At 65.4% G+C, this 11,640-nt stretch carries 8 protein-coding genes; 4 read left to right on the top strand and 4 right to left on the bottom strand.

Features of this window, described 5'->3' with window-relative positions; all coding sequences use genetic code 11:
• Window positions 1–6: 6 nt before the first annotated feature.
• The gene (locus L8K25_RS12955; protein ID WP_242139409.1) at window positions 7–678 is read left to right on the top strand and encodes a haloacid dehalogenase-like hydrolase; all 672 of its coding nucleotides are present in this window, start codon (window positions 7–9) and stop codon (window positions 676–678) included.
• Between the two features lie 46 nt (window positions 679–724).
• Here the strand turns inward: L8K25_RS12955 and L8K25_RS12960 are convergent, their stop codons facing one another.
• The 4 genes from L8K25_RS12960 to L8K25_RS12975 form a co-directional block, all read right to left on the bottom strand.
• Window positions 725–1,942 (bottom strand): DUF445 domain-containing protein, encoded by a 1,218-nt coding sequence (locus L8K25_RS12960; protein WP_242139410.1) that lies wholly within the window; start codon window positions 1,940–1,942, stop codon window positions 725–727.
• A 145-nt stretch (window positions 1,943–2,087) separates the two neighbouring features.
• Entirely contained in the window at window positions 2,088–5,255 is a 3,168-nt protein-coding gene (locus L8K25_RS12965) for an efflux RND transporter permease subunit (RefSeq protein WP_242139411.1), read from the bottom strand.
• A 4-nt stretch (window positions 5,256–5,259) separates the two neighbouring features.
• Window positions 5,260–6,444, bottom strand: coding sequence for an efflux RND transporter periplasmic adaptor subunit (locus L8K25_RS12970; protein WP_242139612.1), 1,185 nt, complete (start codon window positions 6,442–6,444; stop codon window positions 5,260–5,262).
• Between the two features lie 241 nt (window positions 6,445–6,685).
• Window positions 6,686–8,902, bottom strand: coding sequence for a penicillin acylase family protein (locus tag L8K25_RS12975; protein ID WP_242139613.1), 2,217 nt, complete (start codon window positions 8,900–8,902; stop codon window positions 6,686–6,688).
• 53 nt (window positions 8,903–8,955) lie between these two features.
• Here L8K25_RS12975 and L8K25_RS12980 point away from each other — a divergent pair, with 53 nt between their 5' ends.
• From L8K25_RS12980 to L8K25_RS12990, 3 genes are all read left to right on the top strand, one after another.
• On the top strand, window positions 8,956–10,206 hold the full coding sequence (locus tag L8K25_RS12980; RefSeq protein WP_242139412.1) for an amidohydrolase family protein: 1,251 nt from the start codon (window positions 8,956–8,958) through the stop codon (window positions 10,204–10,206).
• Window positions 10,207–10,513: 307 nt separating this feature from the next.
• A complete protein-coding gene (locus tag L8K25_RS12985) occupies window positions 10,514–10,771 on the top strand; it encodes a hypothetical protein (RefSeq protein ID WP_242139413.1) in 258 nt (85 codons plus the stop codon).
• Window positions 10,768–11,607 (top strand): CoA ester lyase, encoded by an 840-nt coding sequence (locus L8K25_RS12990; RefSeq protein ID WP_242139414.1) that lies wholly within the window; start codon window positions 10,768–10,770, stop codon window positions 11,605–11,607. Before L8K25_RS12985 ends, L8K25_RS12990 begins: the two co-directional genes overlap by 4 nt.
• The last annotated feature ends 33 nt before the right edge of the window (window positions 11,608–11,640 follow it).

Genomic DNA, 11,640 nt, shown 5'->3' on the forward strand with positions numbered 1-11,640 from the left:
TCAGCCATGCACCAACTTGCCGTCTACGATATGGACAAGACGATCACATACGCGCCGACCTGGACGAAGTTCCTCGTCGCTACGGCGCGTGCGGAATCGCCGTGGCGGCTGCTGTTCCTGCCGGTCGCGGCGATCGCCGGGGTCGGCTATGGGCTGCGCGTGGTCAGTCGGCCGCGACTGAAGGAAATTGCGCAGCGGCTGCTCCTGGGCGGGCGCATGCCGGAAGCGACGGCGACGCGCGCGGCGGCACGATTCGCCGAACAGCTCGACCGATCCGGTATCTATCGCGGCGCGCGGGATCAGATCGCGGCGGATCGCGCGGCCGGTTATCGGATCGTCATGGCGACCGCATCCTACGGCTTCTATGCCGAGGCGATTGCCGCACGCCTTGGTTTCGATGACGTGATCGCAACCGGTGTCGTCCGGGAAGGCGGTACGATTCGGGCGAAGATCGCGGGCGAGAATTGCTACGGGCCGGCCAAGCTGACGATGATCCAGGCGTGGCTGGCGGACCATGGCATGGCCCGGACCGATTCGGTGGTGCGCTTCTATTCGGATCATGCTTCGGACGCCCCGTCGCTCGAATGGGCGGATGTCGGGATTGCGGTCAATCCGCACCCGCCGCTTCGTACCATGGCGGCGTTGCGCGGCTGGGCGGTCGAGGATTGGGCACGATAAGTACGGGGCTGACGCCGACCTTCCGTAGGGCGTGGCGTAGTGCCGATTACAGCGCCACGTCCACCGCATGGATCGCCAGTCCGACCAACCCGCCGACCAGGGTCCCATTGACGCGAATATATTGCAGGTCGCGCCCCACCGCATTTTCCAGTCGCCGCGTAATGGTGTCGGCATCCCAGCCCTGCACCGTTTCGGACACCAGCCGCACGATACCGTCGCCATAGTCGGCCGCCAGGCCGACCACCGCGCGACGAACGAACCGGTTGATCGTGCGCCGCAGCTTGGGATCGGTCTGCAGCGTTCCGCCGAGCTGCCGCAACGCATCCCCCACGGGACCAGCCAGCAACCGGTCCGGATCGCGGGCAATTTTCAGCATGCCGGTTCGTGCCTGTTCCCACAGCCCATCGAGCCATCGCTGCATTGCAGGATTGTCGATGATCTCGGCTTTCACCGCCGCGACCCGCTCCCGCATGCGCGGGTCATGGACCAGATCGTGGGCGAGGGTTGCCAGTCCTTCCTCGGCCTTTTCCCGCAAGGGATGGTCGGGGTCGTCGGCAATGCCGGTCAGCATCCCGTTCAAGCCATCGATGATCTTGTTGGCGAGCGTTTCGTCGAGCCCCGTCCAGCGCATGACCGATCCCGAACGTTCGCTGACCATCGCCCGGACGACATGCTCGTTCGCTTCCAGGACGCGCGCTGCCCAGCGCACGATCCCGTCGAGCAGCGGCAGATGCCGGTCCTCTGCAATGGCGGCCGTCAATGCCTGCCCTAGCAGCGGGGCCACGTCCAGCGCGCGCAGCCGCTGGCCGATCCCGGCCTTGACCATCCCGCCGAGCCGCTGCTGATCGAAGGCCTCCAGCATGTTCGCGGCGAGCCGCGATGCGCCGCGTCGCAGCCGGCCGTCGCCCCCGGGGGGATTGGCAAGCCAGCGCCCCACTGCGCCCGCGACGTCGAGACCGTTCATCCGTCGTGCCACGACGCGCGGCGTCAGGAAATTGTCACGCAGGAAGGCCGCCAGGGTGGTGCCGATGCGATCCTTGTTGCGCGGGATGATCGCAGTATGGGGAACGGGCAGCCCGAAGGGGTGGCGAAACAACGCCGTCACCGCGAACCAGTCGGCCAGCCCGCCGACCATTGCCGCCTCCGCAAAGGCGCGAACAAAGCCCATCGCATAGCCGAAGGGATGCCGCGGGTCGGCATAGGCGCGCGCGACGAAAAAGATGATCGCCATCGCAATGAGCAGCCCACCGGCAATCCAGCGCATACGCACCAGCCCTGCCGGAGGCGCTTCGAAGGCACGGGTCGAGCTTGAACGTCGCATTGCGGGACCAATCCCCGAACCCCGCGATTGTTCAAGGGGCATGTCCCGGCGGGGCCCCTTTTTTCCGCCGGGAACGGGATCGGGCCGATTATTCCGCAGGTTGCGGCTTGTCGTCACCCGGCTTGTAATGGATGCGCGGTGGTTCCCCCGGGCCGAGCTGGGGTTGCGTCGGTGGCTTGTGTTCGATCAGCGGGCCGCCTTCGTCACCCGGCCGGTACGTCAGCAACCGCCGTCGCAGGACCGGCGCGACGCGGCTCTCGATGCCGACCGCCAGGCTGAAGCTCGCGGGTACGATGAGCAGCGTCAGCACGGTGGACATGGTGAGTCCACCGATCACGGTAATGCCCATGGGCACGCGCGATGATCCATCGCCGGTCAACGCAAGCGCGGTCGGCATCATCCCCATCACCATCGCAACCGTCGTCATCACGATCGGTTGCGCACGCTTGTGCCCCGCATCGATGATCGCGGTCACGACGTCGACGCCCTTGTTCATCTCCTCCAACGCGAAGTCGATCAACAGGATCGAGTTCTTCGCCACGATCCCGAGCAGCATGATCAACCCGATATAGACGGGCATGGAGATCGGCGTTCCGGTGACGGCCAGACCGATCAGGCCGCCCAGCGGCGCGACCAGCAGCGACATGATGTTGATGAAGGGTGGCAGTAGACGACGATACAGCAGCACCAGCACCGCAAAGAGGAGGAAGATGCCCGCCACCAGCGCGATGATGAAGTTCTGGATCAGCTCTTGCTGCCATTTGGATTCGCCGAGAACGAGCTCCTTAACGCCGATCGGCAGCGTCTTCATGATCGGCAGGTCGTGGATTTCCTTCTGCGCCGTACCGCTCACGACACCCGGCGAAAGATCGGCGCCGACGGTCAGCTGGCGTTGCTGCGCGACGCGTTCGATCTTGGTCGGCCCGGCGCCGAAGCCGATGTCGGCGACGACGCTCAGCGGGACCGATCCACCGGCCGCGGTCTGCACCGGCAGGTTCTGGATCGTCGACAACCGTTGGCGCGAATCCTGGTCGAGCGCGACGCGGATCGGGATCTGGCGATCCGACAACGAGAATTTCGCGCTGTTCTGATCGATGTCGCCGAGGGTGGCGATGCGGATCGCATTGGACATCGCCGCCGTCGTCACACCCATGCTCGCGGCAAGATCCATATGCGGCGTGATGACGATCTCGGGGCGCTTCAGATCGCCGCTGATTCGCGGAGCGACCAGATCGGGCAAGCGGCTCATCTGCTCGACCAGCTTGGCGCCGGTTTCGGCCAGCAGTTTGGGATCATCGCTGCCGAGCGTGATCGTCAGCGCACGCCCCCCGCTGCCCCAGCCACTGGACGAGCGGAACGAAACGCGCGCGTCGGGGATCGTCTGGAGCGTGGGGGCCAACGCGCGCTCGAACTCATAGCTCTTCATCGCGCGGTCGCGTTTGGGCTTGAAGATCGCGGTGACGCGACCGTTTCCGACGAATGCGCGGGAATAGACCGATTCGACGCTCGGCTGCTTCTGCAGAATGTCCGCAACCTGCGCCACGACGGCCTTGGTCTCCGCCAGCGTGGTGCCCGGCACCATCTCGACGTTGGCGGTACTCGAGTCGCTGTCGCGCAACGGCTGGAACGTCGCCGGGATCGACATGAACAGGTAGATGGTCGCACCGAAGGCGACGGCGCCGCCCAGGATCGCGGACCAGCGATGCAGCAGGGTCCACCGCAGGACTGCCATATAGCGGTCCATGATCCAGCCTTCGCCATGCGAAGCCGAACCATGCGCCTTCAGGAAGTAGGCGGCGAGCATCGGGGTGATCAGGCGCGCAACGGCAAGGCTCATCAGCACCGAGGCAACGACCGTCAGGCCGAAGTTCTTGAAGAACTGGCCTGAAATTCCCGGCATGAGGCCGACGGGGAGGAACACCGCGACGATTGCCATGGTGGTTGCCAGCACGGCGAGCCCGATTTCGTCGGCGGCGTCGATCGCCGCCTGATAGGCCGATTTACCCATGCGCATGTGACGGACGATGTTTTCGATTTCGACGATCGCATCGTCGACGAGCACGCCTGCCACGAGACTCAACGCCATCAAGGTCATGTTGTTGAGCGTGAAGCCGAGCAGATCCATGATCCAGAAGGTCGGGATTGCGGAGAGCGGGATGGCGAGCGCAGAGATGATCGTCGAGCGCCAGTCGCGCAGGAAGATGAACACGATGACGACCGCCAGCGCGGCGCCTTCGACCATCGCCTCCATTGCCGAGTCATATTGCTGCTTGGTGTATTTCACGCTGTCCGAGATGCGCTTGAAATGCACCTTCGGATTACGGGCTTCGAGCGCCGCGAGCTTCTTCTCGGCCTCCTCGAAGACGGTGACGTCGGATGCACCCTTGGCGCGCTGGAAGTCGAACGACAGCACCTGCTGGCCATTGAGCGCGGAGGAGGACCGCTGTTCCGCATACAGATCCTCGACCCGCCCGAGATCGGCGAGCTTCAGCGTCTGGCCGAGACCGGTCGCGATCTGCGTCTGGCCGAGCTGATAAGCGCTTTGCGCATTGCCAAGGACGCGGACCGACTGTTCCGACCCGGCAAGCTGCGCCCGTCCGCCGGCGGCGTTGAGGTTGACCTGCCGCAGCTGCTGGTTGACCTGCGACGCGGTCAGCCCGTGCGCGGACAATTTGGCGGGGTTGAGGATCACGCGGATCTCGCGGTCCACGCCGCCATTGCGGGTGACCCCGGCAAGTCCTGGGACCGACAGCAGTTCCTTGGCGACGTTGTTGTCGATGTACCAGCTGAGCTGTTCGACCGTCATGTCGGTGCTGATCGCGGCATAGCTCGCGAGATCGTTCCCGGTCGTGTTGGCGCGCATGATCTGCGGTTCGAGAATGCCCTCGGGCAGGTTGCTGCGGATCTGGGCAACTGCCGAGCGGACGTCCTCGACCGCGCGATCGATCGGCGTGCCGATCGCAAGCTGGACGACGGTTTGGGAATCACCTTCGGTCACGGTCGAATCGATCTCATCGATTCCCTGCAGGCTGCGCAATGCCGCCTCGACGCGCTGCGTCACCTGGGTTTCGAGTTCGGTCGGTGCAGCGCCGGGCTGACTGATATCGACGATGACGACCGGAAAATCGATGTCGGGCTGGTTGTTCACGTCCAGCCGCGTGAAGCTGACGATGCCCGCCAGCGTCAGCATGAAGAACAGGACCAGCGACGGGACCGGGTTGCGGATCGACCAGGCCGAGATGTTCCGGAAGTTCATCGCCTTACCTCTGGTTTGTCGTCGGTGCAGTGACCCGCGTCGGTTTGACCTTCTGGTCCGGCGTCAGGAACGCGCCGGCCGAAAGCACGACCTGTTCGGTCCCGTTCAGTCCGTCGACGATCGCCACACCACGATCGGACACTTCGCCGACCTTGATCGCGCGTCGAACAATCTTGTCGCCATTGCCCATCACGTACACGAAATTGCCCTTGTCGTCGCTTTGGATCGCCGAGTTGGGCAACTGCGGAACGTTGGTCTCGCCGGCGACCACGGCGGCGGAGGCGAAGCCGCCGGGCCGGAGCGCGGGATCGTACGTCAGTGCAATGCGCGCAATGCCCTGGCGGCTTTGCGGGTCGATCACGGGCGAAACCTGCCAGACCTGGCCGGCAAAGCTCTGACTGCCGCCAACGGGGGTGACGTCGGCGTGGGCGCCGATCCTGACGCCGCGCAATTCGGATTCGCTGACCTGCGCGCGCATTTCCATCTGGCCGCCCTCGGCCAGACGGAACAGCGTACCGGTCCCTGGGCCGACGATCTGGCCAGGCTCGACGGCGCGGGTCAGGACCAGGCCGGCGGCCGGCGCACGGATATCGAGGCGGTTGGTCCGCGCATTCGCTTCACCCAGCGTCGCCTGAGCGACCCGCACGCGTGCCAGCGCCGCATCGCGCGTCGCAGCCTTGCGCTCGAGATCCGCCTTGGACAGGAACCCCCGTGTCACCAGCGCCTGTGCGCGGTCCAGTTCGGATTGTGCGATTGCGGCATCCGATCGGGCGACCGCAATCTGCGCACTCAACGAGGCGGCCGTCTGGGTTTGTACCGAGCGGTCGACGAGTGCCAGAACCTGGCCCTTGGCGACCCATTGGCCGGGTTCCACCAGTACGCGCGTCACCATGCCGCCATCACCGGCGACGCCCACCGGCATCTCGCGGCGCGCGGCCAGCGATCCCGTGGCGGATACCACGCGCGAGACGCTCGATCGTCCGGGTACCACGACTGAAACGAGCGGCAGCTGTTCGACCGACTTGGTGACCGGCTTTGCCCGGCCAAACGCGAAATACGCCACGGCGGCAACGATCGCCACGACGACTATGGCGATACCGATCAGACCTGCCCGGCTGCGGCGTGGCGCGTCCGGGGAAGGGAGCCCGCGTATCTCCTCATTGCCGATCGTGCGCGTCTCGTAATTCATCTGAGCCATTCCAGATCATGTGGGTCTCGCGACCCAATCCCCCGCCCGTGCCGTCCGGAAACGACCACCGTGCACGCAGCACTGTGTTATCGGAATAAACCACCAACCTCAAGAGGGGTAATTATCATGCGCAACATGCCGCGTATTGAGGTGCGCTGCAAGGTAAGCATGCAGTCGAACTAGTGGAATTGTAGGTCGAGGTCATTGCGTCGCCTGACATCGCCCGGACCGAAGCCGCAGTTCAGTGCTTCTTGTTCGTGGCGCCTGGCCGATATCGCCGGCTGGCATGCGCGGAGATGTCGGCCGGGTAGAACCATACGGGGCGCAGCTTCCCGCCGGCATAGCGGTCGGCCTGATCCCTGAAATGCGGCGACGCAGGATCCCCGCTTTCGCCCCCGGCCGTCACTGCCCAGGCACGAACCTTGGGCCCGAATTCGACCACTGCCACGAAACTGTTGCCGCTCGATCCATAGAGTTTGCGGGTATTGGAATAGGGCCGCGCGCCGAACGAGGCGAGGCTGCCCCATTGTGCAGAGGTGAAGGGCACCGGGATGCTCGGAAGGCTGTCATCGAAATGCGGCTGGATCGAGTCGTCGAGCCGCTGGAAGCGGTTGATCTGGCCCCAGCCAACCTGCCAGGTCCCGAAATCGCGGGTCAACTGATCGGCGGCTTCCCCCAGGGCGTCCAGCTTGCGGACGTCGGAGATGCGCGTGGCGATATAGTCGGGGACATTGATCTGCTCGGCCTGAACGAAGGTCCCCGCCTCGCGCCACATCTTGCCGCCCCACAGAACGCCGAGCGACGTCGCCACGGAATCGGCGCCCCAACGATAGTCCCATGCCTTCAGCACGCCGATCGGTCCCGCGAGCCGGGCCCGGCGCGGGTCCTTGTCGGGAAGGGCGTCGTAAGCCTTGACCAGCGGGGGGATGAGCCGGGCGAACGCGGGCAGATAGCTGTCATAAGCCGCCGCGATCAGCCGCTCCGGCGTGAAGTCGTGCCGTCCCGTGAGCAACAGATCGGCATGGACGCCGCGCGGATTTTCCCCGAACTGGTCCATATACCGCGGGTAGTCCTTGGCCTTGGGACTATCCGAACCGGCTGCGCTCCACGGCCAGTCATTCGTATTGCGGGCCCAGCCGACACCCGGGTTGATCGCGTTTGGGAGCGACGCGACGGAATGCAGGTCTTTCCAGTCGGTCGCGGGGTCGGCGCCGTCCACGGGCTTGGTATAGTCGAACGCATCATTGCGGATCGGCACAAACTGCGGATGAAGATAGGCGATCTCGCCGCTGGCATCGGCGAACAGCGTATCGTTCGAAGAATTCGCCTTGCGTTCGGCGATCTGCATGTAGCTGGCCAGATCCTGCGTTTTCGTCCGCAACCAGCTTTGCTCGAGCGCCGGCACGGGCTTCCACATCATGGCCTCGGCGATCCATTTGCCGCCTTGGCTGGCGACGATCGGGCCATGGTGCGATGCGTACGTCGTGAAACTGCGCGTCGCCAGACTGCCATCTGCCTTGCGGTACGACAGCGTGATCGGCCGGGTCGTGATCGGCCGTTGTCCGGTGCCGTAGCGATACGTGATCGTGCCCCCGGACCTGGTGATCGTTTCGGCAAAGGAATCGACATTGTCGACGCCCGAAGAGGTGTGCATCCACCCGGTCTTCTCGTTGAAACCCTGATAGATGAAGAACTGGCCCCAGGTCGACGCGCCATAGGCGTTGAGCCCCTGGCGACTCGTCATCTGCAACTCCGACCGGAAATAGAAGCTGGTGTGCGGATTGATCAGCAACAGTGCATGCCCGTTGACGGTATTGCGCGGCGCGATGGCGATGCCGTTCGATCCACGCGGTTCGCGAGGAACCGGCCCTGACTCTTCTGCCGCGACCGCGATGCGCTCGCCCCCGTAGAAGGCGGCGAGGTCAGTAAGCGAGATCCGCTCGATATCGCCGCCGATGCTGCCTTCGGTGAAAGAGAGCGCCATCCACGGTTCGAAGTGCGTGAGCACTCTGGGATGCGTCCTCGGATGCGTCGCGAGATAGTAATTGAGCCCATCCGCCCAGGCGCGCATCAGCGCCTGCAGGTACGCTGGGCTTTCGGCAAAGCGGGCTTGCAGATCCAGCGGGTCGACATAGAGCCGCTGACGCAAGTCCGCCCATAGTGCGGTCTGGCCTTCCGCCTCGGCGGTGCGGCCGAGCGCGGTCAGATAGTTCGCTTCGATCCGCGCGAAATCATCCTCGGCCTGGGCATAGATCGCGCCGAATACCGCGTCGGCATCGGTGTTGCCGCTGACATGCGCGATGCCCCACGTGTCGCGCGTGATCGTCACCCGCGCGGCGGCGGCGGTCAGCCGGCTGCGCTCCGTGCCGGCTAGGGCAGGTGCCGTAGCGGTGGAGAGCAGGGTGATCAGCAGGAGCGCGGCGGCGCACTTGCGCAGGGCGGGGGCGGGGGTATCCATGTCGGTAAGGCTATCGGGCATCTCCGCCCGCGACAACCATTGGGGAGCACGGAATGAAATGGCTGGTCGGGATCGCATTGCTGGCGATCGGCGCGGCACCCGCGCCGACGGGCACCGTCCTCCTGCGGCCTGCCGCGGTTTTCGACGGGATCGATCGCGTCGCGCATCCGGGCTGGCAGGTGCTGGTCACGGGCGAACGGATCGTGGCGGTCGGGCCGATGCTGACGGTCCCGGCAAATGCCGAGACGATCGATCTCCCGGGCGAGACCTTGATGCCAGGGATGATCGAGGGGCACGGCCACCTGTTCCTTCATCCGTATAATGAGGCGTCGTGGGACGATCAGGTGTTGCACGAACCGCTCGCCTTGCGCACCGCGCGCGCCACGGTCAGCGCGCGTGCCACATTGCTTGCCGGATTCACGACGGAACGGGACCTCGGAACCGAAGGGGCGGGCTATGCCGATGTCGGGCTGAAGCTCGCGATCGCGCAGGATATCGTGCCCGGTCCCCGCATGCTGGTCGCAACGCGCGCCATCGTCGCCAAGGGTGCCTATGGCCCGAAAGGCTTCGAACCCGGCACGCCCGTCCCGCAAGGAGCCGAGGAAGCGAGTGGGGTCGACGATGTGGTACGGGTCGTTCGCAGCCAGATCGCCGCCGGGGCGGACGTGGTGAAACTTTACGGCGACTATCGTTGGGGGCCGGGCGAGCCGAGCCGGGCGACCTTCTCGCAAGCAGAAATGACCGCCGCCGTATCCGCCGCGCACGATGCCGGACGGATCGTAGCGGTGCATACCTCGACCCCGGAAGGCATGCGCCGTGCGATCGCTGCTGGCGCAGATACGATCGAGCATGGCTATGGCGGAACGGTTGAGATCTTTCGTGCCATGGCGGCGCGGGGAATCGCGCTTTGCCCGACGTTGGCGGCATCGGACGCGGTGTCGCGCTATCGCGGATGGACCGGCGGAAATCCCGTGCCGGCGGCGGTTGTCGAGAATCGGGCGGCCTTCGCCCTCGCGCGGTCGGCGGGCGTGCCGATCTGCATGGGCGGGGACGTGGGGGTGTTCGCGCACGGTGACAACGCGCGGGAAATGACGCTGATGGTCGAAGCCGGGATGCCGGTCGCGCAGGTTCTTTTGGCTGCCACGTCCGGCAATGCGCGCGCCTTTCACCTTTCCGACCGTGGGAGCGTCAAAGCCGGCATGCTCGCGGATATGATCGCGATGCATGGGAATCCGCTGAAGGATATCGCTGCCGTGGGTCGGGTCGACTGGGTCATGAAGGGGGGCAGGGTCGTCCGGCCCTGACCAAGGACGGGCGACGACGCTGCGCGACGACGGCGGATAGCTGGACTCACAATACTGATAAGGAGTTTGGAAAATGCGTGCTGCGTGTATGCCAACGCCTCTTGCAATGCAGCATCCGTACCCGCACGTTCATCTCGAAAAGTCGCGGGTCGCCGCCGGGAACGCCGGCAATGGCGCGGGTGGCTGAGCGTTTGCGCAAAACGGGGATCAGACGTTGACCAGTTCGTTCTTGCGCCGCTTGCGCCCGGTGGTTGGCGGCACCGTAGCGGGTTCCATCGCATTACCGCGGATTAGAGCCGTCATACCGTTGCAACTCGAAGCAATCCAGGATGTCGACCTGCTTCCAGGCGAGACGCCCGCTACCGACACAACCCGGAGCATCATCGCCGCCCTCTATCCCAAGATCCAGTCGGTCGCTGCGATCGGACCCCACGCACCGTGCAGCGGCCAGCGGTTCAAGCGCAGCGCTGTCACCTATTCGCCGGGACCTACGCTCTCGGGTCGTCTCGCCGACCAGACCATCAAGCGTGGGTCGCTCCGCCGCGCGCGAGTCAGTCAACCATGATGCGGATCCGCAGCGCGCTCTTCATGCCGGCGTCGAATATCCGTGCCATCGACAAGGCGCGCGGATTGGCGTGCGACGCAGTGATCCTCGATTTGGAAGATGCGGTTGCGCCCGATGGCAAGGTCGCGGCGCGGGCACAGGCCCTGGCGGCCGCGCGCGCGGGGGGCTTCGGCGACCGGCTGCTGGTCCTGCGCGTCAATGCGCTGGATACCGAATGGGGCGAGGCGGATTTGGCCGCCGCGCACGGAGTGGGGTTCGATGCCGTGCTGTTGCCCAAGGTCTCGCATCCGGACGACCTTGCGCTGGCGCGCGCCACGCTCGGGGCGGTGCCGTTGTGGGCCATGATCGAGACTTGCGCGGCGATGCTCGCCTTGCCTGTGATCGCTGCGGCGACAGGATTGGCCTGTCTCGTCGCGGGGACGAACGATCTCGCCAAGGAGATGCGGTGCACGCCGGGTGTCGATCGCCTGCCGCTGCTGCCGCACCTCGTCGCGATCGTGACGGCGGCGCGCGCGCACGGACTGATCGCTCTGGACGGGGTGTCAAATGTGCTGGCGGATACGCCGGAACTGGCGGCGGAATGCGCGCAGGGGGCGGGGTTCGGGTTCGACGGCAAGACCCTTATCCATCCGGTGCAGATCGCCCTGGCGAACCGCGCATTCGCCCCTACCGCCGAGCAGTTGCGCTGGGCCGAGGCGGTGATCGCCGCGTTTGCACTGCCGGAGAATGCGCGGCTCGGGGCGATCCGGGTCGATGGCGCGATGGTCGAACGGTTGCATCTGGCGCAGGCGGAGCAGATCGTCGCGGGTGCGGGTTCCGCAGGGCTTCCCGCGTAGCCGTTGTGGCTTTGTGCGAGACGTGAATCGCTC

Origin of the sequence: Sphingomonas sp. TREG-RG-20F-R18-01, from assembly GCF_022662475.1 — a bacterium.
GTDB lineage: Bacteria > Pseudomonadota > Alphaproteobacteria > Sphingomonadales > Sphingomonadaceae > Sphingomonas.